The organism is Streptomyces sp. NPDC089919 (genome assembly GCF_040684615.1).
In the GTDB taxonomy this organism is placed as follows: domain Bacteria; phylum Actinomycetota; class Actinomycetes; order Streptomycetales; family Streptomycetaceae; genus Streptomyces.
On the sequence record NZ_JBFBGK010000051.1, the window covers coordinates 1 to 24,116 of the forward strand.

24 protein-coding genes and 1 pseudogene are annotated in these 24,116 nt (G+C 70.2%); 7 read left to right on the forward strand and 18 right to left on the reverse strand.

The window, feature by feature from the left end:
• Nucleotides 1–177 precede the first annotated feature (177 nt).
• The 7 genes from AB0O40_RS20850 to AB0O40_RS20880 form a co-directional block, all read right to left on the reverse strand.
• On the reverse strand, nucleotides 178–939 hold the full coding sequence (locus AB0O40_RS20850; protein WP_365043530.1) for a helix-turn-helix transcriptional regulator: 762 nt from the start codon (nucleotides 937–939) through the stop codon (nucleotides 178–180).
• A gap of 12 nt (nucleotides 940–951) precedes the next feature.
• Nucleotides 952–1,236, reverse strand: coding sequence for a hypothetical protein (locus tag AB0O40_RS20855; protein ID WP_365043533.1), 285 nt, complete (start codon nucleotides 1,234–1,236; stop codon nucleotides 952–954).
• A gap of 1,465 nt (nucleotides 1,237–2,701) precedes the next feature.
• Nucleotides 2,702–3,415, reverse strand: coding sequence for a hypothetical protein (locus AB0O40_RS20860; protein ID WP_365043536.1), 714 nt, complete (start codon nucleotides 3,413–3,415; stop codon nucleotides 2,702–2,704).
• Entirely contained in the window at nucleotides 3,412–4,005 is a 594-nt protein-coding gene (locus AB0O40_RS20865) for a sigma-70 family RNA polymerase sigma factor (protein ID WP_365043539.1), read from the reverse strand. Before AB0O40_RS20865 ends, AB0O40_RS20860 begins: the two co-directional genes overlap by 4 nt.
• Nucleotides 4,002–4,253 carry a hypothetical protein gene (locus AB0O40_RS20870; protein WP_365043542.1) on the reverse strand — a complete coding sequence of 84 codons (252 nt, stop codon included), beginning with the start codon at nucleotides 4,251–4,253 and terminating at the stop codon, nucleotides 4,002–4,004. The genes AB0O40_RS20865 and AB0O40_RS20870 overlap by 4 nt, the downstream gene beginning before the upstream one ends.
• A gap of 150 nt (nucleotides 4,254–4,403) precedes the next feature.
• Entirely contained in the window at nucleotides 4,404–5,237 is an 834-nt protein-coding gene (locus tag AB0O40_RS20875) for a hypothetical protein (RefSeq protein WP_365043545.1), read from the reverse strand.
• Between the two features lie 37 nt (nucleotides 5,238–5,274).
• Nucleotides 5,275–5,745, reverse strand: a complete 471-nt coding sequence (locus AB0O40_RS20880) for a hypothetical protein (RefSeq protein ID WP_365043548.1) — start codon at nucleotides 5,743–5,745, stop codon at nucleotides 5,275–5,277.
• A gap of 258 nt (nucleotides 5,746–6,003) precedes the next feature.
• Here AB0O40_RS20880 and AB0O40_RS20885 point away from each other — a divergent pair, with 258 nt between their 5' ends.
• From AB0O40_RS20885 to AB0O40_RS20895, 3 genes are all read left to right on the forward strand, one after another.
• A complete protein-coding gene (locus AB0O40_RS20885) occupies nucleotides 6,004–8,556 on the forward strand; it encodes a PQQ-binding-like beta-propeller repeat protein (protein WP_365043551.1) in 2,553 nt (850 codons plus the stop codon).
• Entirely contained in the window at nucleotides 8,553–9,632 is a 1,080-nt protein-coding gene (locus tag AB0O40_RS20890; protein ID WP_365043554.1) for a PQQ-binding-like beta-propeller repeat protein, read from the forward strand. Before AB0O40_RS20885 ends, AB0O40_RS20890 begins: the two co-directional genes overlap by 4 nt.
• 179 nt (nucleotides 9,633–9,811) lie before the next feature.
• The gene (locus tag AB0O40_RS20895) at nucleotides 9,812–10,336 is read left to right on the forward strand and encodes a hypothetical protein (RefSeq protein ID WP_365043557.1); all 525 of its coding nucleotides are present in this window, start codon (nucleotides 9,812–9,814) and stop codon (nucleotides 10,334–10,336) included.
• Between the two features lie 212 nt (nucleotides 10,337–10,548).
• Here the strand turns inward: AB0O40_RS20895 and AB0O40_RS20900 are convergent, their stop codons facing one another.
• Both AB0O40_RS20900 and AB0O40_RS20905 read right to left on the reverse strand, forming a co-directional pair.
• Nucleotides 10,549–11,610, reverse strand: coding sequence for an ATP-dependent DNA ligase (locus AB0O40_RS20900; RefSeq protein WP_365043560.1), 1,062 nt, complete (start codon nucleotides 11,608–11,610; stop codon nucleotides 10,549–10,551).
• 231 nt (nucleotides 11,611–11,841) lie between these two features.
• On the reverse strand, nucleotides 11,842–12,087 hold the full coding sequence (locus AB0O40_RS20905; RefSeq protein ID WP_365043563.1) for a hypothetical protein: 246 nt from the start codon (nucleotides 12,085–12,087) through the stop codon (nucleotides 11,842–11,844).
• A gap of 133 nt (nucleotides 12,088–12,220) precedes the next feature.
• Here AB0O40_RS20905 and AB0O40_RS20910 point away from each other — a divergent pair, with 133 nt between their 5' ends.
• Together AB0O40_RS20910 and AB0O40_RS20915 are read left to right on the forward strand one after the other, a co-directional pair.
• Entirely contained in the window at nucleotides 12,221–12,553 is a 333-nt protein-coding gene (locus AB0O40_RS20910; protein WP_365043566.1) for a DUF6233 domain-containing protein, read from the forward strand.
• Nucleotides 12,554–12,576: 23 nt separating this feature from the next.
• A complete protein-coding gene (locus tag AB0O40_RS20915; protein ID WP_365043569.1) occupies nucleotides 12,577–12,798 on the forward strand; it encodes a hypothetical protein in 222 nt (73 codons plus the stop codon).
• A gap of 44 nt (nucleotides 12,799–12,842) precedes the next feature.
• On the opposite strand, the gene AB0O40_RS20920 is transcribed toward AB0O40_RS20915, so the two are convergent.
• The 3 genes from AB0O40_RS20920 to AB0O40_RS20930 all read right to left on the reverse strand — a co-directional run bounded on the left by AB0O40_RS20920 (nucleotide 12,843) and on the right by AB0O40_RS20930 (nucleotide 15,799).
• Entirely contained in the window at nucleotides 12,843–13,247 is a 405-nt protein-coding gene (locus AB0O40_RS20920; RefSeq protein ID WP_365043572.1) for a hypothetical protein, read from the reverse strand.
• A 240-nt stretch (nucleotides 13,248–13,487) separates the two neighbouring features.
• Nucleotides 13,488–14,792, reverse strand: a complete 1,305-nt coding sequence (locus AB0O40_RS20925) for a UDP-N-acetylglucosamine 1-carboxyvinyltransferase (protein WP_365043575.1) — start codon at nucleotides 14,790–14,792, stop codon at nucleotides 13,488–13,490.
• Nucleotides 14,793–14,890: 98 nt separating this feature from the next.
• Nucleotides 14,891–15,799 (reverse strand): NAD-dependent epimerase/dehydratase family protein, encoded by a 909-nt coding sequence (locus AB0O40_RS20930; protein WP_365043578.1) that lies wholly within the window; start codon nucleotides 15,797–15,799, stop codon nucleotides 14,891–14,893.
• A 207-nt stretch (nucleotides 15,800–16,006) separates the two neighbouring features.
• Here AB0O40_RS20930 and AB0O40_RS20935 point away from each other — a divergent pair, with 207 nt between their 5' ends.
• Entirely contained in the window at nucleotides 16,007–17,248 is a 1,242-nt protein-coding gene (locus AB0O40_RS20935; RefSeq protein WP_365043581.1) for a transcriptional regulator, read from the forward strand.
• A gap of 67 nt (nucleotides 17,249–17,315) precedes the next feature.
• Here the strand turns inward: AB0O40_RS20935 and AB0O40_RS20940 are convergent, their stop codons facing one another.
• From AB0O40_RS20940 to AB0O40_RS20960, 5 genes and pseudogenes are all read right to left on the reverse strand, one after another.
• Nucleotides 17,316–17,801 (reverse strand): NUDIX domain-containing protein, encoded by a 486-nt coding sequence (locus tag AB0O40_RS20940; protein ID WP_365043584.1) that lies wholly within the window; start codon nucleotides 17,799–17,801, stop codon nucleotides 17,316–17,318.
• Nucleotides 17,802–17,947: 146 nt separating this feature from the next.
• Nucleotides 17,948–18,610, reverse strand: coding sequence for a hypothetical protein (locus tag AB0O40_RS20945; RefSeq protein WP_365043587.1), 663 nt, complete (start codon nucleotides 18,608–18,610; stop codon nucleotides 17,948–17,950).
• Entirely contained in the window at nucleotides 18,607–18,810 is a 204-nt protein-coding gene (locus AB0O40_RS20950; RefSeq protein ID WP_365043589.1) for a hypothetical protein, read from the reverse strand. Before AB0O40_RS20950 ends, AB0O40_RS20945 begins: the two co-directional genes overlap by 4 nt.
• Nucleotides 18,811–19,055: 245 nt before the next feature.
• A complete protein-coding gene (locus AB0O40_RS20955; RefSeq protein WP_365043592.1) occupies nucleotides 19,056–21,374 on the reverse strand; it encodes an ATP/GTP-binding protein in 2,319 nt (772 codons plus the stop codon).
• 258 nt (nucleotides 21,375–21,632) lie between these two features.
• Nucleotides 21,633–21,869: pseudogene (locus AB0O40_RS20960) on the reverse strand (helix-turn-helix domain-containing protein); the annotation flags it as partial.
• 116 nt (nucleotides 21,870–21,985) lie between these two features.
• Between AB0O40_RS20960 and AB0O40_RS20965 the strand changes: the two are divergent.
• Nucleotides 21,986–23,767, forward strand: coding sequence for a zeta toxin family protein (locus AB0O40_RS20965; protein ID WP_365043664.1), 1,782 nt, complete (start codon nucleotides 21,986–21,988; stop codon nucleotides 23,765–23,767).
• On the opposite strand, the gene AB0O40_RS20970 is transcribed toward AB0O40_RS20965, so the two are convergent.
• Complete coding sequence (locus AB0O40_RS20970) at nucleotides 23,754–24,035, reverse strand: hypothetical protein (RefSeq protein ID WP_365043595.1); 282 nt, start codon at nucleotides 24,033–24,035, stop codon at nucleotides 23,754–23,756. The genes AB0O40_RS20965 and AB0O40_RS20970 overlap by 14 nt on opposite strands.
• Between the last annotated feature and the right edge of the window lie 81 nt (nucleotides 24,036–24,116).

Sequence of the window (24,116 nt, forward strand, 5' to 3'; positions counted from 1 at the left end):
GGCCTGCCGGGACGGAGCGCGGTGGTACGGCTGCCGGATGGGACGGAGCACCGCACCGGGGTGTGGCTCGCCAACACGCGACAACGCCGCAACCGACTCCACCCTGTGCAACTCGCCGCCCTCGCCGACCTCGGAGTGGAATGGGACCAGTAGAAGGGGTCAGGCCGCCCGGTGGTGCTACGTGCGTACGTCCGTTATACGGCCGCTCGGGTCCATGAGAAGCAGCATCTGGCTCTTCAAGGCGACACCTCGGGGGAGGTTGCGGGGGTCGAGCCGATAGACAAGACCCGAGCCATCGTCCGGACCCGGGACATCGAACGTGGCGGCCTTGATGCCGAAGGCCTCCTCGAGGTCAGAGAGTGCGCGCCAGGGAGCGGTCGAGTGCGCCGTGATCCGGTCGTAGGCGTCGACGAGACGACGCAGCTGGCCGGGCCCGATGCCGAGGGCAGTCAGAAAGGCAGCGCATTGCTGGTGGCTGGCCGGGAGTGCCTGGCGGGTGACGATCCGGGCGGCCGAGCTGATGGGGAGCAGGTGCGCGCCGCCCGCCCGTGCCTGGAGCTCACGTAGGGACGGCGCGCCGGAGCTCTCGTACAGGTACTCCAAGGTCTCGCTGAACTGTCCGGCCGTGGTGATCAGCGCTGGTGCTGGCGGGCGGCGCAGCTCCTTCATGCGGCCGCGGTCGGCGGCCCGGGCGGACCGCCACAGCTGGATGTACTCCTCGGGTGTACCGTCGCAGGCCTCGGCCAGCTTGGTGATCGTCTCCCAGGCAGGCACGGTGCGGCCCGAGGCCGCGCGCTTGAGCGTCGCCGCGGACAGCCCGGTCCGCACAGCGAGTTCGTCATAGGTCAGCCCGGCCTGCACCCGCAGCTCCCGCAGCGCGCGGGCCAGTCGGCCGCGCGCCCAGACGGTGTAGTCGACGGGCAGTTCACGGCGTCCCACGCCCCGCCCCCTTTACCGGCCGGCCTGGAGAGCAGCCCGGGCCGCCGCCGCGATCACGCCGCGGCGGCCCGGCATCACCGCGACGATCAGGGCCGCACCGATCGCGCCCGCACCGCCCAGCAGCTGGAAGACCTGGCCGGTCGGCGTTCCCTGCAGGCTCAGCACCACCGCCAGGACGAACACCACCGGCAACACCACGCTGATCACGACCGCCTGCGGCATCGTCAGACCAGTCGACCGGCCCCGCCCGCCGTCCTGCCGCCCGCCCGTCCGGGCAGCCTCCTGCCGTACACGCATCACACGCCCCTGTCCGGGACACCGAGGACGGCGCCCCTGAAGTCGTCGAAGGACGGGAGGGCGCGGGACAGCGCCCTCCCGTCAAAAATGGGTGACTCCGCAGCGCCAACTGGCGCTCCCCCAGAGGCGATTGGCGTCGCCTTACCGGGACTACAAGCATGGCAGAACCCCGCCGACACCCGAAGCGCCGTCTCTTCACCACCCGTCCGAAAGGCCTGAAATGCGCCGTGATTCGTTCACTGGTGTCCCTGAACTCGCGGAAGTTCCCCACCGTTGCCCAGCAAGCCTCCTGACTTGCACAAACGACCGACCGGAGCCGCACCGACCTAAGCCGGTCCATACACACGCCGCCGGCGGGACCCCGAGCAAGGCCGTGCAACGCTGACCCCCGCCCGATATTCGTCCGCCCCCGTCCAAGCGGAAGTTGTGTTCGTGTGGTCGGCGGAGAGAAGCTGGGCCAGCACACCGTCGGGAAACCGGCGGCCCCCTGAAGTAGGTGACTCCGCAACAGGGACAGAGAGAGCACCGCGTTGGCGCGCGAGTGCCTCACCACCAGGGCCGGCCCCCACGCCAGGGGACCGGCCCTGACCCATTCCACCCACCCCCAAGGCCGTGAACCGATTCACGGACCAGCACAACGGCACCCGGGCGCCGAAGGAGCTGGGCGGCAGGCCCCCGGGCGCCACACCTGTCGGAGGAGCTGGGCGCAGGCCCCGCCCGCCCACCGGGGGACCCGCCTCGAGCGAGACGCACGCGGGCCGGGCACCGGCCAGCCCTCACTCGTGACTGCCGCGCGTACCGCGGGGAAGTAGTTGAGGCGGCCCGGCGGTACTGCCCCCAGAGCGCTCTGGGCACCGGGCCTCACCCGCGCACGCCATATCGGCCCGGGCTACCCGGACCCTAACCCCCCACCCCACCAACCCCACACCAAGATCCTCTACACTCGGCTCGAACCCGCCGCCCCAACACGCCCGGCCGTGAGACGTCTGGCGGCCTGCAGGTCAGTGCGCCATGGCGGTCGGAGATCCGTTCATGCGGCCGGCAACGTCGTGCAGGGCAAAACCGGAGCGCCGCGCGGCCGGAGATCCGACTGCCGCTCGCTTGAGGTCGGTCAGGGCACGCTGTCTGGCTCTGTACACGAGGATCCGTTCTCGTGAACATCGACCCAACCGGTGTCGGTGCCCGCTTCGCGGGCCGGGTCCCGCCGGACCCCCTCCGAAGGCGCTACCAACGAGCCCCACCGGCGGGTAGGGCGGCCGCGGGTGGAGCACACCCCGCCGGACGTCGCCAGAACGGTCAGGGCAGCCAGAGAGCGGAGGACAAAGTCGTCCCGGACGAGTCCGCGGCGGCCAAGAGCGCTGGGGACGGCGCGGCGGCCACTCCTTCCCCTGAGGAGTGGCCGCCCTTTGTCGCCTGACTGCATCAACACAGGCTTCCTGCCTCTAAGGACAGGCAGGAGGACTGATCAGCTACCGCTAGCTAGCAACGCCCCCTCCCCGCCAATCCAGGATTCGTCCGTTCCGCGCTTCCCTCGTATATCGCGGAGCGAACTGACAGCAGCTTTATCCTGCCGATTCCTGAACGGGGCCGGGGGCTGCACAACGGAAGAGTGGTTCCCTTCTTCCGGAATGCACTCGGACTGCAACCGCCGAACGAGATCGCGGAGCTCAATTTCGCGCCCCCCGGACGCAATGAATTGAGCGATCCCCAAATCACCCGCCCTGAGCGCCTCGCAGACCAGTCCCGACACCTTCACCGGGTTTGTTCCGCGTTCTGCATTCTCTTCTGCAAGTATCTCCGCATAGTCGATCGCGTCCTCGTCTCCGAGTTCTGCAGCGACCAGCCACCAGAGCTCTGCGTCATGGTCCTCTCCCAGAACCTCCCAGATTTCAGCAATTCGGCGGGCTTGGGGACCGGAAAGATCCGCGATGCCCAAGAGATGTTGAAGCTCTTCCCAGGCTTTGTCGTTTCTTGTTGCCGCGGCAGTGCTCCGAAAAAAGGGCATGCCGGGGCGGCCGGCCGCCAGGTGGCGGCCGGCCTCGCTCTGTCCGTCGCAGGCAGGCGTCTGAAAAGACACCTCTTCCGTCAGGAACCGGTCGAGCATCAGCTGCAGCAGCCGAGCTGCGACCCGGTCGAGGCGGTGCAGTTCATCGACGATGAGCACATCCCCGTACTTCACGCGACCACCTCCTTCTGGATGTTTGTGGCTTCTGCCGTGAGGTTCTTCTTTGCCAGCCGGAGGTACCGAGCGACGGACTGCTTGGCTATACCCAATTCGTCGGCCACTTGCTCCTTGGTCATCTGTTTCCAGAACATGAGGTTCACTACTTCACGCTGCCGCTCCGGGAGCTTCGCGATCAGCACGTGCAACCGGTCCGCTATCTCCCTGTAGGCTGCGGCGAAGACGACCCCGTCTTCGGGGTTGCCGTCTGCACATTCCTCCCTCTGGTGAGGAATTTCCAACCCGTGCGGGAACACCCTGTTCCCGTAGGTCTTGTAATGGTCCTTCGCGCCGTTGATGATGGCCCGGCGGATGTACTTGGTCAGTGCCTCGGAGTCCTCGGGGACCGCCTTGTCCTTGGCGATCCTCTTGAGGACGTTCTCGTAGACCTGCTGGAGAACGTCCTCGCCCAGCTGCGTGTCTCCGTTGGCGTGCCAGATGGCACTCTTCAGGAGATCTGCGTTGTGGGCCTCCACCGTGGCCTCGAGGACGGTGCGGGGCGGGGACGCCTTGCCGAGCGTCCCCGCGAGCGGGTTGGGCGTACTCATCGCACCTGCTGGTTCGAGACGACAAGAACCTGCGGGGGCGCCAAGGCGTCCTTGATCTCCCAGTCCTGCCCGCCTTCGCGGACAACGATCGAGCCTCCCGGAGGGAGGGCAGCGGCGAGCATGGTCATCGTGGTCCGGCGTTCACGCTCCAGGAGGATCCGGAGCCAGCCGAGCACGAACAGGGACGCTGCAGGGGACAGCGTCCGGGCTGCGGCGAGGAACGAGGTCAGCGCTGCGAGCACCACCATGTCTCCGCCGCTCAGCAGAGATTGCCAAGCCATAAACGCTCGGCTCCTTTCCAGGCAACAAAGCGGAGGGGGCTGACTGGACCCCTCTCACCTAGAAGACGAAGCAAGCGCCCAAATGCGGATGCCCGTACGTCTCGACAGCCACGTGAGCTACGCCACACCCACCGCCGCCCGAGCTGGTACGCCCCCTCCAACTACGCACCACACGGCCACATCTGACCCCCTGACCAGCACGAACACCTCTCCATCGCTGCCGGCCAGGCCAGCGGAGACTCGGCACTGCGCATCAAGGCGCGCGCGGGCGGAAGGACAGCGCACCCGCCAGCAGCCGCCCCGGGCCGAACGATCGGCTCGCACCAGGTTCGAGCCGCCCGAAGCCGGGCTCCACGGCACGGCCGGCCGGACCGGCATCAGCAAGCGCGCCCGGCCCCCGCCCCGGACCGCCGTCGCCCGGCCAGCGCCTCGCATTGGAGGCCCCCGGCGGGGCGCCACTCCAACGCCAGGGCTGCCGAGGTGCCGTGCTCCGGGCACCAGCCCGCCGCACCCGCGCTCCCGGCACACGCACTCCAGGCCCGGGCCGGCGTCCGGGACGCCGTGGCGGACCACGCCGCCGCCCGAGGCGGCAGCAGCACCGCGCGGGCCGGCCGGCCACGCCAAGGTCAGGTACTGCGAGCCGGAGGCGGTGGTGAACCGGTCGGCGATCTGCACGCCGCCGGGGACCGCGAGCGGGGTGCGGCCGGGGACGGTCAGGGAGTGCGCCGCGGCGCCCGTCGCGCTGGTCGTGAACGTGGTGACCTCCTCGGCGTCGGTGTCGGTGAACCAGGCCGCCACCCGGTCCTCGCCGCCCACGTCCGCGGCCGTCTCCAGGTGCGGTTCATCGAGGCGGAAACGGCGCGTGCCCCGGGCGCCGGCCGACAGGACCAGGGTCCCGGTCGGCTCGGCCGTGGGTACCGTGATCTTGTCGTGGGCGAGCAGCCAGGCCAAGACCGCGGCCTGGCGGGAGTGGCCCGTGATTGCCGGGTCACGGGGCCGGCGGTGTCCGACGGACGAGGCGCAGGACACCCTGAACGGTGCTCTGGGCGACGGCTGGTCCGTAGCGCAGGCTCAGGACGAAGGCGACGATGATCACGAGGATGGTGATGACGTCGTGGGCGGGGAGGTAGGCGCTGACGCCGGGGGGCTGGGAGTCCACGGGCGGGCCCGGGAGCGGGCCGGGGGGCGGGGGCGGCCCAGGGGCCGGGAGTGCCGCGGCCGGGTAGCTGCTCGGAGGCAGGGTGCTCGGCGTGGGCTCGGTGGCCGGGCCGGGCTGCTCGGAGGCCGGTGCGGTGACGGCGATGCCGGGCAGCGGGCCGGGGGTGGCGCCGGCGGCGTACGCGGGGGTCAGCGGCAGCAGCATCAGAGCTGCGGCGCTCAGGGCGGCGGCGATGCGGTGCGTGAGGCGGCGGGCTGAGATTTTACCGTTTGGCCTCGGCGAGGTGGTGTGCTCCAGCATGATTGTCTTCCCGTTCAACTGGTCCGTTGTCAGGGTCGGTTCGCCCTGAGGGCACCATCGTCGGCCGCTGAAAATTGATCCTCTACAGGGAAAAATGCTGGTCACAGGGGGAAACAAAGAAGTTCTGCGGACCCGTGGGGGTGGGACGTGAATGACGGCCAGGAGCCCTCGCCCGATGAGCTGGCCGGCTCGGGGGGACCGCGTAGGCAAGGGCGGCCGGAGACCCCTCTGCCGTCGGGGGCCGAGCGCAGCCCGCAGGTGGAATTCGCCGCGCTGCTGCGCACCGAGTTCTTCGACCGGCTGGAGCAGCTCGGGGTCCTGAGCGCCGACATCGCCAAGGCGCTGGGCCAAGGGTTCAGCGGTGCGACCCTTTCGCGCTTCCGCAACGGGGAGCGGGTACCCGACCGGGACAAGCTCTTGAAGCTGCTCGCCTATGTGGAGGAGGTCGCCGGGCAGCCGTTGCCGGACGAGGCGCGCGCCCATGTGCTCGAGCGGTACTACGGGGCGCTCAAGGCCACCAACGCTTCCCTCTACAAGCTGTACCGGCTGATGGATGAGCGGGATGAAAGCCTGCGGGAGAAGGATCGTGCTGTCAGTGAGCAGCGGGAGCTGCGGGCGCAGCTGGATCGGTGCCAGGAGGATTTGAACGGCTCGCGGTTACGTCTGGCCGCTGCCGGTCGGGAAGCCGAGGGGGCGGCACGCGAGGCCCGTGCCTTGCGTGCGCAGGCTCAGGAGGCGGAGGAAGAGATCTCTCGCCTCTCGGACCGTTATGACGAACTCAGCACGTCAGCCCGTAAGGCCGGACAGCGTCAACGGACGGCGCAGCGGGAAGTGGAGCGTCTGGCCGACCTGCTGTTGCAGCAGGACCTGCAGCACTCCCGGACAGAAAACGCGCTGACGCGCGAGAACTCTCAGCTGCGTGAAGACCTGCAGTCCGCGCAGTCCCGTGCCCAGCGAAATGAAGAGGAAGCCAGCCGGGCACGCGAAGAGCTCGAGGAGGTCCGGCGGCAGCTGGGAGAAGCAGAGGAACGCAACCGGCGCATGTCGGACAGCAACGCGGTCGTACTGCGCTCCCGCACGCAAATCGGTGTCCTCCTCGCCGATGCGCGTCGGGCCGAGAAAAGCGCCCTCGCACGCCTGGAAGCAGGCAGTCAGCGAATCGCTGCCCTGGAGACTCTCCGGGTGGCCGCGGAGCGGAAGGCAGCTGACGCGGAGGAGCGGCTGATCGCCGCCTACCGCTCCCGTGACGCGCTGCTGCAGCAGCCGCAAGCTCCCGGTGCTGCGGTCACAGCGGCGGAGCAGGTCGTCGACGGGGCCTGGGAAGCCCTGGGCAAGGAAGTCGAGAGGATCGAGCGGGAGCCCAGGGTTGTTCCCCGCCAGGAAACAACCCCGCCCGCCGCCCCTGACCAGCGGCGAAAGCCACAGCCGCCGCGCCGGCAGCTTCCGGTGTCCGACGTGGGGCCGGACATGATCGGATCTCTTGAGGGCCGCCGGCCCGCGACTCCGGCCGACGGTGACAACGCCCCGCGACGCCCCAGGGACACCGGCGAGCGGGAGCACACCACCAAGGCGGAAGCACGCCGTGCCGGTTCACGGGATGCTGCTGCCGCGCGCCTGCGCGAGGCCTCCGATGCGCAACCGCGCCCATCCGATGGCGGGAAGAGCACACCCAGACAGCAGGGCCGCAAGAGCGACACGGCAATTACCGCACTGACCGGAATTGGTGCGATTACCGGCGCGGTCGTCCTCTTGATACTGGCCATCCACTCCAACAAGGACGAAGAGGCGAATCCCGCCGCAAGCGCCGAAAGCGGCGCCCGCGCCAAATGGTCCACCGAACTGCCCCACCCCTTGAACGGGCAGCCCATCCTCAGCAACGGGATCATCGTAGCGCCTGCCCATTACGGTGGAATCTACGGCATCGACGCCACCACCGGCAATAAACTGTGGGAAGTAACAACCAAAGATTACGGCCAGGACCGTGTAGCCGTCGCAGGCAATAGCGTGATCTTCGCCAACAATGACACACTGCAATCCGCAAGCGCCATTAACGGCAAACCAGGATGGACGGATAAAACCGTCGTCTCCGACACCGTCATCGCAAACCAGAGCACGGTTTTTTCGGCATGGGCAAGTTTCGTGCAGGCCCACCGCGTGAGCGATGGGAAGCGCCTATGGACTTACACACTCGACGATGACTGGGACGGCAGCCAGAACAAGAACCCAGAAATGGTCGCCACAGAGGACACAGTTTACATTCACGGGAAGGACGGGAACCTGCGAACGCTAGACATCGCCACCGGAAAACCCGGATGGCACAAAAAATTCCCCTCTCCCGGCATCAGAATCGGAATGCTGCAAGCATTCGGGAAGATCGTAGTGGCGGACAAGGACTCCATCAGGGCCCTGGATGCGGAAACAGGGAAAGAGCTATGGGTTTCGAAACAACAGATGACCGGAACCAACCTGGCACGCGACAGCCACACCCTGTATTACTGCTCTAACGACGACGCCAATGATTACCTGTGGGCGGTCGACCTCGACACCGGAAAGGAGAAATGGCACAACACCTACGCACACAAAAATTCCTACATGAACATCGAGGGCCCCATAACCGCATCACAGGATCGCCTCTACTATCGAGACGAAAAATATCGCCTCATCGCCCTCAACGCCAGCACGGGGAAATATCTGCACAACTACAGCAATCAGAACAACGCCATCACCTTCATGCTCGCCACGCAAAGCGGCGTATATACGGCAGGGGCCAACCAGACTCTCTCCTTCTTCCCTGCCGAGACTTTCAAATGAACGAGACCCGGCACTCCGGATTCCGAATCGCAAAAGCCGTTACAGCGGCAACGACCGTGATCTTGGCCAGCCTGACAGGTTGCGACTCCGGCCCCCCGGACCTGACAGAGAAGATTCCCCAGTCACCAGCCTGGCAAAAGAAGTTCACCAGCGAGACATACTGCACCGATATACGCAACGGGGCGGTCAACTACGTCTCGGGCAATAAGATAACTCTTCTCGACGCACGCAGCGGGGCGGACAGATGGACGTCTGCCGATCTCGGGAAAAACTACAGCTGCCCGCTTTATACGCCCAGCGCCGTGTATTACGGAATTGGAACGAACAGCGTGGGAGCGTTGAACCCAAACACCGGGAAGGCACTCTGGCAGCAGAAATACGACGACTTCGGTGACGAATCCAGAGAACGCCCCTGCGCCTCGGACTCAGCCATTCACTTCCTGGTCAACAGCACCATCGTCACCGTCAACCCAAAGACCCGCAAACAAGAATGGGAACACGAAGAGCAGGAAGACATGTGGGTCGATCACATGACCGCTTCCGAAAATACGGTCATCATCACCACCCCCAACGGTAAAGTGCGCGGGCTCAAAGCGTCGGACGGTCGAGAGATCTGGACCTATACGACCCCGGGCCACGCCCGCATCAGGAAGGAACCGCTGGCGAAAGGCAAGACCGTCTATTTTTCATCCTACGACGGATACGCCTACGCCCTGTCGGCCGATACCGGGAAACTGGAGTGGAAGACGAAACTGGGGGGAAGCACAGACTGGTACCCCCTGCTGGTCGGAGGCACCGTATTCCTCGCAGATGACTATAAATTGAACGCCCTCGACATCAAAGACGGCCACATCGAATGGAAGAAGGATTACGACATATACAGGAGCGGCGCCTCCGTCGGCAACAATCTCGTCTACTTCAATTCAGAAAAAAACCGCTTCGACGGAATCGACCCCCACGACGGAAGCGTGGCCTGGCGGTTGAACATGAAGGAGGCGACTCTGAACTGGTTCCTGGGAGACGGCTTGCTCTACGTCAACACCCAGTCGCACCTCAACGCCTACAAACTCCCCTGATACGCCACTCCGACACCGGGCCCAGTCGAACAAGAGCGGCCACGGCCCCCGCACCCCCGACACCCGGGCCACACCCAGCGGTCCGCGCCCGACCTCAACACCGCGCTCTGCCAGGAGCTCTGATACCGAGAGTCGGCGAAATGCCTCCACGTAGAAGCCGTCAGCACTACCGTCCGCGCATGAGTGATTTCTGGGACGCCGCCAGCGCGATCGCGACCGCGGCCGCAACCATCGTCGCCCTCGGGCTGGGACTGGACGAGATGCGTGCCAGGCGAAGGGAAAACGCCGATCGGGAAGCCGGCCAGGCGCGCCTGATCGTCTCCTCCCTCGGCCGTGCGACGGCATCAGTCATCAACCACAGCAGTGAGCCACTCCTTGAACTGCGGATCATCCGCGCCGACGCCGATCTCCGCGGAGGCGGCATCCCGATCCGTTGGCCTGAAGAAGCCCAACGGATCTTCCACAACGTCGCCCCCGGCCAGTCCATACCTCTTGAGCTCGTCGAAGCCGGTTGGGGTGAATACACCCCTGAGGGGGAGCTGTATCCGCGGGACGACACCGGGTACTTCCCCGTCACCGCCACCAACCCGCGCCTGACCATCCAGTTCATCGACGCCCGCGGACTGCGCTGGCAACGCATCGGCCTCGAACCCCCTGCAAAAGTCCTCACCGAACTCTCAGCGCCCGCGCCCAACACGGAGTAGGCGTCCCCATCTGGTCCGTGGCGACCTGAGCAGCACACCAGCAGGAGGCCGTCGATCGGGCCGCCCGCCGGCCCACCCACGCAGCATCCGCCCGCCCAGCCTGCCACCTCCCGGGCCGGGCCCGTGAGGCGATCGCAGGCCGTGTCACACTCGCGAAAGGCGTGGGGTTCTGGGGGGAGTCACACAGGTCAGAGGGTGTGACAGGCGCCGTGTCACAGATGGATGTGACAAGCGATGTGACACCCGGCCGGACCGAAGTGGATCACATGACAGGGGCCGGTCCCTCCCCGAAGCGGGCGACGTCGGCGACCGTCATGTCCTGGCGGATCCGCAGGAACCTGACCGGGGGGGCGGAAGACCCCGCCCCGGTCCACCGCACGGTCCGCGCTCACCTCCGCGACCGCCTCCGGGCGCACCAGGGTCACCTCCAGAGCGTCGCGGCTCCCCCAGGCCGAGGCGAAGCGGACGCCCTCCCACGGGTGCCCGGAGCCGGCGGCGGCCAGGCGCCCGGCGACCTGCCGGGCGGCCTCGGCGCGCAGCGGACTCGTGCGGCCGACGGCGTGCAGCCGGCCTTCATCGTCGTAGCGGCCCAGGACCAGGAGCTGCGGCCGGGCCAGCGTGCCGGTGACGGCGCCGATGACCGCCTCGAGGCTGTCCCTGCAGCGGACCTTCGTCCAGCCGCGGGCACCCGGGGCGTAGCGGCTGTTCAGGGGCTTGATGACGAGGCCTTCGAGGCCGGGGACCTCGGTCCAGGTCTCGAGCCACTCGCGGGCAGCAGCCTCGTCGGTGGTCATCGGGCACAGCGTCCACGGGGCCGCGAGGGCACAGGTGGCGAACAAGGTCTCAAGGCGGGTGCGGCGCTCGGCGTACGGGAGCTGGAGGAGCACCTGGCCGTCCTGCTGCAGCACGTCGAAGACCACGATGTAGGCGGGGAACGCTGCGGCGAGGCCGCCGGCGCCGCGGGCCCGGGCGACGGCCCGGCGCTGCAGGGCCTCGAAAGACAGGGCGCCGGCTTCCGGGTCCCAGACGAGGAGTTCGCCGTCGAGGACCAGGCCGCCGGGCAGCTGTTCCGCGGCGGCCACGAGGTCGGGCCACCGGTCCTGAACCAGCGAGCCGCGCCGGGTCTGCAACAGCATCTCGCCGCCCGGGCCGGCGCCGGTGAAGAGCAGCACCCGGTGGCCGTCGTACTTGAGCTCATACGCCACCGTGCCGGCGGTCGGCAGCACCTCGGTGGCCTTCGCGAGCATCGGCTCCACCGGGGGCCTGAGCACCACGGGGACCTCCTCACACCCGCCCCCCACCCAGTCTCGCCGCCCCCGCCTCAGCCCACACGCGTGCCGGTCCCGTTCGACGTACTCGCTGTGGATGCCGATCGCGATCCGGGGCACACGAGCCAACGGGACACCGCGGGCCGGGATCCAACCCCCAGGACCGCCCCGCCCCGCGGCCCCGATCTCCGCATCGTCCACTGACGCACCCGGACGACCGGGACGGAGAGCCACCGGTCACTCCGCGGGGGCGCCGTCCACGCCATCCGCCTTGGCCGCGGTGATCAATGCCTTTTCCACCTCGTACCGGTTCTGCCCCGTCGCTGCGGCGTGGTCGGTGATCGCCTGATGCACCGCGGCCGACGCCTCCAGCCACGGCCGCCACGCCTCCGCGCTGTACGCCCCCGCCGTCGCACGCGCCCGCGCCTCGTCCGCCATCCGGCGCATTCGGATCAGTTCGTCGGTGAGTTCGATGGTCGCCACGGCCGGATCGTACGCCCCCAACCCACCACCCACGACGGCACCACGCACCCCGTGAACTGCGACGACACCAACACAAAGCGTCACGCAGCCCGTTTTGACGCTGTGGGCTGATTCCAGCCATAGAATAGAACATGTGTCCGAACTTCCTCCTGACCTGCCCCGCCTCCGCACCGTGGTCACCTACCTCCGCAACGAACTCGGCAGGGCCGAGCAGGCCCTGACCAGCGCCGAGGAACGCGAGGCCCAGGCCGCGCGCCGGCTGCCCCCGCCGGAGCCGCCCGCGTGGCTGATCGAGCGGAGCATCGGGGCGGGCCGGCCTGCGGTGCGGGTGCACGTCGGCGGGTGCTGGGATGCAGGGAAGCGCTCCGCGGCCCTCGGCGTGGAGCAAGCACGTCGGGCGCTGGCCGAGGGAGTACCCGCCTGCCCGCAGTGCCGGCCCGACACCGCGCTCGGGGTGCTGGAGTGAGCGGGGCGCCGCAGGGTGGGGAGATGACCCTGCGCGTGATCATCTACCCGCCCGACGCCGAAGGCGGACGCCGCGTCCGGTGCGACGGCGAGATCCTCGGCCGCGCCCTGGGACCCGGTGATCTTCTCGAATTTTTGCGACGGGCCGGCCTGGATCCCGACGACGTCCGCCTGGACGACGAGCTGCTGATCGAGTGGCGCGGCGGCGGACCCGCCGTCTGGTCCCCGCAGACCAGCTCGGAGTAACCCGCCAGCCGGCCCGGACGAGCACGCCCTGCGCGGTGACCGGCTCAGAGAAGCCGGAGCGCGCCGATAGTGTCCTCTGCTGCTGATGCCACGGTGTCGATCAGGCAGCGAAGCGAGTGCAGCGAGGGGTCGGCCGGTGCGACGTCGCGCAGCACGACGTAGGCAGTGGGGTGCAGCACGCCGACCAGACGCCCGGCCAGGACCTCGTCGCCGGCGCCACGTACTGCGGCACGCATCGACTCCTCGCACCACCGGGTACGTGCGAGGTCGCCGGCGAACTCGCCTTCGGCCCGGGACGGGATCCACTGATGCTCGGCGTAGGCCTGCAGCAGCGCGGTGGCATCCCCGTGGAGCGTCCGCCAGGCGAAGTCGACGGCCAGGAGAACATCGTCGTCGCGGCCCGGACGGCCGGCGTGGCAGGGCGCGCAGAGCGCCACTCGACGCGGCATCCCAGAGGCCGGACGCAGGAGCACGGGAGGCACCTCGGCGGCAGTCTGGATGCCGGGACACAGGTGGCAGGTGGCGGCGGTCTTCACCCGTGACCAACGCCGAACGCGGGCAGACGATGCGCGCGTCGCGGTGGTTGCAGACCGATTCGCGAACCCGTCTACCCAGCCACCGTGGTGGGGCCGCTTCCAGGACGCCACCGAGGCCGCCACCGGTGAGGGTGGCGACCCGCGGAGCGCGCGCTACGCCGCGGTGGCCTCCGCCTTGGCGCCGAGGGCCACCAGTTTGGGCAGCAGGCTGCTATAGCCGCGGTGCAGGTGGTAGGTGCCGTGGATGGTGGAGGTGCCTTCGGCGGCGAGTGCTGCGATGACGAGGGCCGCGACGGCCCGGATGTCCGAACCCTCCACGTGCGCGGCGCGCAAGGGCGACGGGCCGTACACGGTGATGGTCGGGCCGTCGGCGGTGATGCGGGCGCCGAGGGCGTTGAGGGGGCCGACATGGGTGTTGCGGGCCGTGTAGATCCGTTCCTCGATGCGGGAGGTGCCCGGGGCTTGGGTGAGGAGCGCGGCCAGTTGGGGCTGGACGTCGGTGCAGGTGGCGGAGGCGGTCACCGTGTGGAGAGGCCGGGGACCAGCGGGGCAGCGCGCGAGGGTAGCACCGCCGTCGGGGACCAGCTCGACGCCGGTGTCAGCGAGCGTGGTCACAAGCGCGGCGGGGAACGCGGCGACCGGGACGCTGTCGAGGCGGACGGATCCGCCGGTGACGGCTGCGGCCAAGGCGAGCGTGACAGCCTCCAGTCGGTCCGGCGGCACCCGGACCGCTCCGCCGGCGATGCGGTCGGTGCCGGTGACGTGGAGGACGCGGGTGCCCTCCCAGGTGACGCCGACGCCGCCTTCCTTGAGCATCGCGGCGGTGGCGCGGACTTCTGGTTCGGTGTTGGGGTTGAGGATGGTGGAGGTGCCGCGGGCGCGGGCGGCCAGCAGCATCGCGGTGACCGTGGCGCCCAAGCTCGGCCCCCAATTCTTGGTCGTCACGTCGGTGGTGAAGGGTGTCGGGCCCGGGCCGGTGAGGCGGGCTTCGACGTGGGTGTCGGTGACGTCCACGGTGGCGCCGGCGGCTTCCATGGCGGCCAGGTGTCGGTCGATGAGGCGGTGGCAGAAGGCGTCGCCGCCCGGTAGCGGGAAGCGGACGTGTCCGGCGCGGGCGAGGAGGGCGGCGGCCATGACGGCGGTGGTGCGGATCCGCCCGCCGAGGTGGTCGGGGATGACGGGGTGCCAGGCGGCGGCCGGGGCGACCTCGAAGTGGTCGCCGGCGATGTGGGCCCGGGTGCCGGTGTGGGTGAGGATCTGGGCGCAGATCTGGGTGTCCAGGATGTGCGGGACGCCGGTCAGGGTGAGCGGTTCGTCGGTGAGGAGGGCGGCGGCGTACAGGTGTAGGGCGATGTTCTTGCTGCCCTGGACCGAGGCCGTGCCTTCGAGGCGGTGGCCGCCGGTGACGTGGAGGACGCCGGCGTCGGGCGCGGACGGTGGGGCGGTGGGGTCGTTCACGGATTCCCTTCCCCGGTGCTGTGGGGCGGCGGTGGGCTCGTGGTCTGGGCCCGGCAGGAGCACCGGGCCCAGACCGCGAGAAGGCGGGTGCGCCGGGTTCAGCTGCCCGCGGCCGCGGGCACGAGCCGTGCGCGGTCTTCGAGGCTCCGGGCGAGGGCCTCATCGAGGGGAGTGCGGTCGAGGGGCCCGTACCTCGCGGTGAACAGGCTCTGGTCGGCGGTGAAGGAGTCGATCTCGTTGATCCTGGGGGCGGCGTGGGCCAGGGTGCCGCGGCCGGCAGCGCGGATGACCGCGTGGGCCAGGTCGTTGACGGACACCGCACGGCCGGAGCCGCAGTTCACGACGGGCAGCAGCCCGGGGGCGTCGAGGATGCGGATGAGCATGGTGACCGCGTCGTCGATGTAGGTCAGGTCCCGCGCCTGGGTGCCGTCGCCCTCGATCACCAGCGGGCGGTCCTCGGCCGCGGCGTCGAGGAAGGCGGGGACGACGGCGTCGGGGTCTTCGTGGGGGCCGAAGGTGTTGAAGAAGCGCACCACGCCGACCTGGCGGCCTTCGGCGAGGCGGGGCCGGTAGATGCCGGCCAGCTGCTCGGTGGCGACCTTGCCCGCCGCGTACGGGGAACGAGGCGCGTACGGGGCGCTCTCGGCGAGCGGGCCGTCCTGCTGGCCGTAGACCTCGCATGAGGAGGCCAGCAGCAGCCGGCGGGCGGTGGAGGCGGCGAAGGTGTGCAGGAGGTGGCGGTCGACGGCGACGTTGTGCTCGAACCCGCCCACCTCGAAGCTGGCCGGGACAGACTTGAGTGCGGCCAGGTGCACCACAGTGTCGCAGCGGTCCAGGTCACGTGCCGTCAGCGACCGTACGTCGCGCACCTGCAGGCCCGTCGGGGCCGGGCGCCGGGAGGTGACCGACAGGTTGTCCAGCGGGGTGACCGTGTGCCCGGCGGCGCGCAGGGCGTGGGTGAGGGCCGAGCCGATGAAGCCGGCAGCGCCGGTGATCAGGAGGTTCAAGGGTGCCTCCGCGAAAAGGAGAAGGTGGGGCCGCCCGGCGACCGGAGCCCGGTGGGCCTGTCACGGCCGGCGGGCGGCGTTCGCTCATGGTGCAGCGCGGGCACACCCCCACAGGGGAGCCGGCAAGGGGGCCAATTCCCGGGCGGGGTACCAGGTTGGGGGGCCACGATGGGCTCTCACACCGGCAGCAGGCCAAGGAGACATGCCATGGTGGCTCCAGACGGGATCGGCGTCTTACTCCGGACCATCCGCGAAGGCGCTGACCGGACCCGAGAACAGCAAGGACGCCTGATCGGGCAGGCGCACGGCCGGCCGTTCGACGAGGCGAACCTGAAGCGGTGGGAGACGGAGAAGAGGTTCCCCGTCCCGCACTGGCACCCCACGATCGCCGCTGTCTACGAGATCACCGTCGAGCAGGTGCGCGCGGCCGTCGCCACGTCGCAGCGATACCGAAAGGCCCAGAACAAGGAGAACGACGTGAAGCGACGCAACTTCGGCTTGGCGGTCGCGGCCGCCGGCGCCAGCGTGCTGCCCGGCATCGCCCGGGCACGTGAGGGCATCGACGGCGCCCTGGCCGGCTCCGCCCAGGGCGAGCTCGACTACCTGCAGGCCGCGTTCGAGCGGCACCGCGGCGGCTACCGGGGCCGCTCCCCCGACGCCGTCCTGGCCGAGATGCACCAGGACCTCGACCTCCTCGGTCACGCCCTGGCCCGCCCCCACCCCGTGCGCGAACGCGCCGACCTGGCCCGCACCGCCGCCGGGATCGCGGGACTGGTGGCCATCGTCCAGCACGACCGCGGCGACCAGGTCGACGCCCACCACTGGTTCACCACCGCCGCCCGGGCGGCCCGCGAATCCGGCGACCGGCACATGAGCGCCTGGGTCCTGGCCCGCCAGGCCATGGTCCCCCTGAACTACGGCGCCCCCGCAGCAGCCGCGAAGATCGCCGCCCAGGCCCGCCGCGAAGCCGGGCGCGCCCCGAGCGCAGCCGGTGCGCTCGCCGCCGCCGTCACGGCCCGCTCCCTGGCAGCCCTCGGCGACCGGCGCGGCGCCACCGCCGCCCTTGAGGACCTGCGCACCCTGGCCGAGCGCCTGGACGGCCAGGCGACGGCGGACACCTGGTTCGGCTACCCCGAGCAGAAGCACCACGTCCACCTGTCCCAGGCCTACACCCTCCTGGGGAACACCAAGGCCGCCTACCAGGCACAGGATCAGGCCCTGGCCCTGACCGACTCCCCCTCGGTGATGACCCGCGCGCTCCTGGCCATGGACACCGCCACCTGCCTGCGCACCGACAAGGACCCCAACGCCGCAGCCGACATGGCCGCCGGCGTCTTCACCCGGCTCCCCGGCCCCTACCGCGAAGGCCTGGTCCGCACCCGGGCCACCAGCCTGCAGCACTCCCTCACCGGCCGGCCCCGCGACCGTCTCGCCCAAGCGCTGACCTGACTTCCCCCCAAGGCCGGACCCGGCCGGGGCGGAAGCGAGCCGGGCCCGGGCCGGGGGCGGGCCGAGGTCAGGGGGACGGCGCGAACCAGGCCTGCGGCTCGTTCTTCTCCACCAGGGCGATGGCCTCACGCATCCGGTCGGTCATCGGGGGCAGCGCGTCCAGCGGAAACCAGGCGACCTCTGCCGACTCGTCATCACAGACCCGCGGCACCTGGCCCGGGCCTGCCGGCCGGCACGCAAAGACGAGCTCCAGGTACTGGGCCCGGTCGCCGTTGCCGTGCCGCACCGGCGGAGAGACCGTCACCGCCGCCAGGCGCTCCACCACCACGCGCACCCCGGTCTCCTCCTCCACCTCCCGCGCCATCCCCGCAGCCGGCTCCTCCCCCGGCTCCAGGATCCCGCTCAGCGGCGTCCACCGGCCCGCAGCAGACCGGCGCTGCAACAACACCCGCTGCCCGTCCTCATCGACCACCACCCCCATCACCCCCGGCAGCCACAGCAGGCAATCCGGACCGACCGCATTCCGCAGATGTGCCACAAAATCAGGAATCACGACCCTCACCCTAGGACGAGGGGAGGACGGTCGGTGGGCTTTCATGAGACTCCGGAACCCGCATGCCGGCACGGCCTTCGCGCACCCTTCCTGGGCGCCGCAGCGCTGTCGGATCCGGGTCGGCCTCGGAGCGCGGACGTGCGTGACTACCTGAGCGGGTTCCCAGCCGAGTCGCATCGTGCCGGGGGGATGAGGCCCAGCTCGCGGGCGGCGTGCAGGTCGAGGTAGGCCTGCGTACGGCTGACACAGGTGCGTGGGCATACGTCCTCAACGATCACGGCCCGCGTCGACTTCTCGGATGGTGCGCAAGCGACGATGAAAGCCGTCTCCTCAATCCGCGGCAAGTAGATGTCCCACCACTTCGCTCCCGTTCGCCGCCGGAGCTCCTTGAGTAGGAGGAGCTGCGCGCCGGCCAGGTGCTCACCGACCTTCCGTGCCGCGGGCGGCGACCAGGCCGCAGCGACCCATTCCCATCCCGTTTCCGTCTCCCGGGCCGCGCCGAAGGGGATCATGGCGAGCGCGAGAGGCAAGGCCAGCTTCCGGGCGGCTGCGCGAACCTGGTCCTTCTGCTGGTCCGACGAGACCCCGTGGACCGTAGTGCCGTTCTCCTGCTCGATGAAGCCTCCTTGGTCCACCTGCAGGGCGATGCACATCTCGACCTGGCTGGCGTCGCACTTCATGAAGATGCGGAAGCGGGGCGGGAAGAGGTGGCCGGCAACCCTCACCATCCGGTCCCCGAACCACGACTCGTCGCCGTGGTGATCCCAAGTCGGTTCGACGTGGATGCCTTCGGCCCAGTAGCGGTTCACCGGCCCTCCTCTCCCGAGTCGCCTTTGAGCATTCCGAACACCAGGGCGCACAGGGTTACCGCTCCGCCGAATGCAACGGCGGCGTTCCGGACGGCATCTGTTGCGGGTGCCTTGTCCAGCATGGAGAGGATCACGGACCCGGCTGCTGCGAGCATGCCGACCAAGAGGGAGATCAGCACGCGGGAGTGAGTGTCTTTCACGAAAGCACTGTCGCCCGCAGGGGTGGATCCGATCCACCATTCCGCGGTCCGCAGAAACGACGCCAAAAAAGTGGACAACCCTTGACCTGGCCAAAAGGAACTCCTCGGGTGCCGGCGTTTCATGACCCGCCGAGCCAGCAGCTCAGGCAAGGAAGATCAGCGCGGCACGTAGCAGCCTCGGGGAGCGGCCCCTGGCTACGCCTTGGACCCGGTCCCTACCGGGGGCCAAAAGGTCGTGGGTCGATCTAGCCGTTTAGCTGAACAAGGAGGGGGGCAGCGCGTTCGCCGCGGACGGAGGTCAGGGACACGACGGCGCAGCCGGCCGGGACGGCGTGGGCGAGGTCGGAGGCGGACCAGCGTTCGCGTTCGACCTGGCGGACGGTGACGGCGTCGGTGGTGACCGCCTTGCCGGTGACCAGCTTCCGGAAGCTGTGGATGGCGCGGGTCAGGGGCTGGTCGGCGAAGACGGTGCGTTGGGTGACGTCGCGGGTCTCGACCCATTCGGTGCCCCAGGCGCTGGCGAAGTGCGCGCCGTCCCAGGTGGTGATGCCGGCGAAGGCGGCCTTGCAGCCGACCGCGCCGAGGAGCGGTGCGCGCAGGTGCTCGGGGACGTCGTCGAGGGTGCGCAGGGCGAGGACGACTCCGGCGTTGTGGGAGCGCAGGCGGGCGATGTCGCGGATGGCTTGCGGGGTGGGGGTGTGGGCGGCGTCGTCCATCACGAGGCAGGCGAACAGGCTGCGGTCGGTGCGGGCGGCGACGGCGGCGGTGTACTGGGCCAGGATCAGGCGGGCGAGCATGCGGGAGGCGTCGGTGTGGCTGCGCTCGGGGAGGTCGATGCGCACTCGCAGCGGGTGTTCCAGGGCGCGCAGGGTGAAGGGGTGGCTGTTGCCGGAGGTGTCGAAGAAGTCGGCGAAGGCGGGCCGGTCGAGGAGGGCGACCCGGTCGGCGAGCAGGGGGCCGGGGTCGCCGGCGGCGCCTTGCTGACGCTGGCGGGCATCGAGTTCGCGGAGCATGCCGCTCTGGCCGGTGGTTGTCAGCTTCGCGCGGAGCTCCTCGAAGGCCTGGGGAATGCCGTCGAGGAGTTCACGCAGTTCCGGTACGGCGGGGAACCGGCCGTGGACGGCGCGGAAGGGGCCCAGGAGTTGGGCCAGGACCGTGGCAGCCCGGCGGACGTCGGCGCCAGGGACGTCGCCGGTGAAGGCCTCGGCGAGCATGGCGGCGGCTTCGTCGGGGTCGGTGGTGCCGCCGTAGAGGTCGAGGTCGTACGGCGAGGCGGGGTCGCCGAGGCGGATCACGACGTCGTAGCTCTCGTCGGGGCCCAGGCGGGTGCCGGCCGCGGCGACGGCGATCACGACGGCCTGACCGGCCAGGGCGTGGAGGGCGAGGGATTCGACCACGGGCCGCACCAAGCGGCCGGTCTTGCCGGATCCGGAGGGGCCCACCGCGAGCAGGGAGGTGCCGAGCAGGGTGGGGTCCAGGGCGAGGCCGGTGCCGCGCATCGGGTAGGGGTTGCGTTCGCCGTCGGCGACGGCGCCCAGGCGGACCTGGCCGGTGTACAGGTCGTGGCGGGCGGCGCGGACGGCCAGGTCCCGGACGCCGGAGGGGTGGACGCAGGCGGCCGCGCCCTTGGCTCGGATGGCTTCGGTGAAGGCGCGCTGTCGTGCGGGGGCGCTGCGGGAGTTGGTCCAGGCGCGGCGGATGCGGGCGTAGTCGACGTCGGTCATGCGCCCACTGGCTGCTTCGGTGCCCAGGCGGTCGGCCGCTTCGGTCAGGCCGGCGGCGCGCAGATCGGGCCATGCGGCCGGGTCGACGGCCGGGGCCGCGACGCCCGCAGCGGCCGGCTGCGGGGCGGGCTTGCCGAAGCGGGACCGTAGGAGTCCGAGGAGGCCGCCCGCCCACGCGACGCCGAGCCCGATGACGACGTTGATGATCACGTTGGCCATGTCGACGCGGTCGGCGTTGCGCTGCATCGCCTGAGGGGTGGTGCTGGTGTCGAAGGGCACGAGGTGCTGGTAGACGAGGGCTTGGACGGGAATGGCGCCGCTGGTCACCAGCTTGATGGCCAGCCAGGTCACCAGGGCGACGCCCACGATCCGCACCCACGGGCCCTGCGTGGTGGCCAGGCGGTCCCAGGCGGTGCGCCAGCCGCCGAGCTGGCCGAACCCGTAGAGCAACGCGCCGTCGATGAGTAGTTCCCATACCCACAGCGCCGTCTGGCCGGCGGGGCCGACCGGGTCGTGGGTCAGGGGGGTCCACCAGTCCCCCGGGGTGAACAGGCGGGGCGGCAGGGTCCAGTACGGGATCAGCCCGTTGCGCAGCAGGGTCCACACCAGCACGCAGGCCAGGAAGCTGATGAGCGCGCTGCTCAGGAGCTTCTTCCCCGGGGTCTGCTCGGCGGCCTGCTCGGGCCGGGGTGCATATCCAAGCCGCCACACGCCTGCGGGCGCTTCCGGGCGCGGGGTGCGCAGCCAGTCGAGCAGCGAGGGGCCGGTGGCCGGTGCGTGCGCGGGCGGGACCGGGAAGGCGCCGGCGGTGGGCGGGCCGCCCGGTTTGGGGACGGGCACGGGTGCTTGGGGTGTCCCGGCTGCCCCGGTGTGATGCGGCGCGCCTTCGGTTTCCATGATCCCTGCCCCCTGCTGTCCCGGTCTTCGTGCTGCTCAATGTATTTGCCGGGGACGGGTACTGGCTGCGCCTTGGCCAGGGCGCGCAGGTCCGGAACGTGCTGTGGGGCCGCCACCATGGTGCGGTGGCGGCCCCGGAGTTGGGATCGACCGAGGCCGGGCGGCCCGGGGTCAGGCCTGCCGACGGCGCTCCTGGTCGAGTGCCACCCAGCCGTTGAGCAGGCGCAGGTACGCCTTTCGCCGCGGCGGCCGCGGCTCGCTGCGGCCGGACTCCCAATTCTTGACGGACTGCGTCGTGGTCTGCAGGACCTCCGCAAGCCGGGCCTGGGTGATCCCGGCCGCCTTGCGGAGACGGGCCCGTTCCGCCGGTGGCGGCATCTCAGGCTCGCCGGCCAGCAGAGCATCCACCGCCTCGATCAGCTCGTCCTCTGTTGGCATACGTCACCTCCCGCCACACACCCTACACTCCTTAACCTTGGGTTTTGGCTTTGGATCTACCTTGGATTTATCCTTAGATTGAACCAAGCGAGGGAGTGCGGGTGCCAGATCTGTACGTGACGCCAACAGGACTGCCCGAGTTAGAGGCCCGCCGGATTTTGGCCGACGTCCTGCTACCGAAGTGGATCACCGGGGCGGTCCCGCAGCAGCGGCCGGTGGTCGTGGTCGTCGCCGGGCCTCCCGGCAGCGGCAAATCGACTGCGGCTGACATGATCCATAACGTGCTCAACTGCCGCGGAGGAGCGGTCCGGATAGCCAGCGACCTCTACAAGCAAGCGCACCGTGAGTACCAGACGGTGCTGGAGCGGGACGTACGGACCGCCGGAGCCGCGGTGCGGGCGGCCACCCGCTGGTGGCAGGCGGAGATCGAGGCGTACGCGCGTGCCGCCGCCCTGGACGTGGTGGTCGAGCTGGCGCTGGCCGATCCGGCCGAGGCCCGCGCGGTGGCTGCCCTGTACCGGCCGGCCGGCTACCGGATCGAGCTGGTCGCTCTGGCGGTTCCCGAGGCAGACAGCCAGCTCGGCGTCCTGGCCCGGTACTTCGGCCCCGAAGGACGGTACGTCGCCTGGGACACCCAGGACCGCTGCGCCGACGGCTTGTTGGCCACGCTCGCGGTGGTCGAGGCGGAGAAGCTGGCGGACCGGGTCACCGTGGTCCGTCGCGGGATGGAGCCGGTGTACGGCAACGAGCTGACCGCCGATGGCGCGTGGGCGCGGCCGCCGGCGGCAGCCGGCGCCGTGCGGGCCGAGCGGCTGCGGCCGTGGGACGCCCCGAGGACCCGGCGCTTCCAGCGTGCCCTGGTGCGCGCGGAGGTCCTTGTGCACGACGAGCGGCTGCCGGCGGACCGGCGGCTGGCGGTCTCGCGGGATGCGGAGCGGGCCGCGGCGGCCGCCGAACCGGTCCGCCGCATCGCGCAGCCGATCGCCGGCCCGCCGGGCACCGGCTACCACCGGCTCGGCGCCGAGCAGCACCGCTGGGTCTTCGACGAGCTGATCGCCCCGACTTACCTGGACCGGCCCCTGCGCCGCTCGGCCGCACCGCACCGGGACCCGGTCGTCCTCTACCTCGTCGGGGAGCCGGGCGCCGGCCACCTGCTGGCCTCGAGGATGCTGCGCCGGGCCATGCGTCCGGGCACGGTGCGCCTGGATCCGGAGACCCTGCGCGGCGCCCACCCGGACAGTTTCGAGCTGGTCAACACCACGCCCCGCCTTGCCGACGACGCGGTGCGCCCGGACGCCGACGCGTGGCAGGCCGAGGCCGAGGCGTACGTGCGGGAACGGCGCGGGGACCTGCTCATCGAGCCGGACTTCACCGACGCCGACGGCTTCGCCCTCAGCACCAGCCGGTTCGCCCGGGCCGGCTACCAGGTCGAAGTCGTGGCCCTGGCCGGCCGGGACGCTGACAGCAGGCAGCGCACCCTCGTCGACTACGCCCGCGCCCTGGAGCTCGACATCACCACCCCGCTCCCCACCGCGGCCGCGCACGCCCGGGCCTGCCGGGTCGCCGAGAACATCGTGGCGGCTGCGGCGGCCGACCCGCGTGTCAGGGCAGTGCGGGTGATCGACGGCGACCACCGGGAGCGGGGCCGCGACCGGTGGGCCGCCTGGGCCTGGGCGGCGGCCCGCCGCCGCCCCTACAGCGACGGCGAGGCAGCGCGCTTCCACTCCGTCCAGCGCGCCCTGCACCGGGTCCTGCCCCGGTTCCGCGAGGAGATCAACGGGATCACGCTGCAGGCGCAGCCGCTGATGCCCGCCGCCTGGCGGGCCCGCGCAGTGGAGCACCAGGCGGTGCCCGGCGCTCTGCCGCTGCCGACGGCCGGGTCGATCAGGTGCCGGTGAGCTCCTTCAGCTTGGCGGCGTAGGACACGGCGATCTGCACCGTGGTGTCCTCATCCGCTTCCTCGAGCAGGTCCAGGTCGTCCGCGGCCTGGTCCCGGGCGTCCTGCAGCTCGTCGATGGCCTCGCGGGTCAGGCCCAGGTCACCGGCCTTGGCGAGGCGGGCCTGGTACCAGCGCAGCACCTCCTTGACGGTGTGCTCGGCCTGCCGGGCGTCTCCGCCGGGCTGGCTCAGAGGCATGGAGTCGTCAGGGATGCGGGGGTCGGTCACGGGTACCACCTCGGGTCGTTCTGTGTACTTGACCAGCCAATTCTTCCTGACGGACCTTCACCGGGCGGTCATCAGGAATAG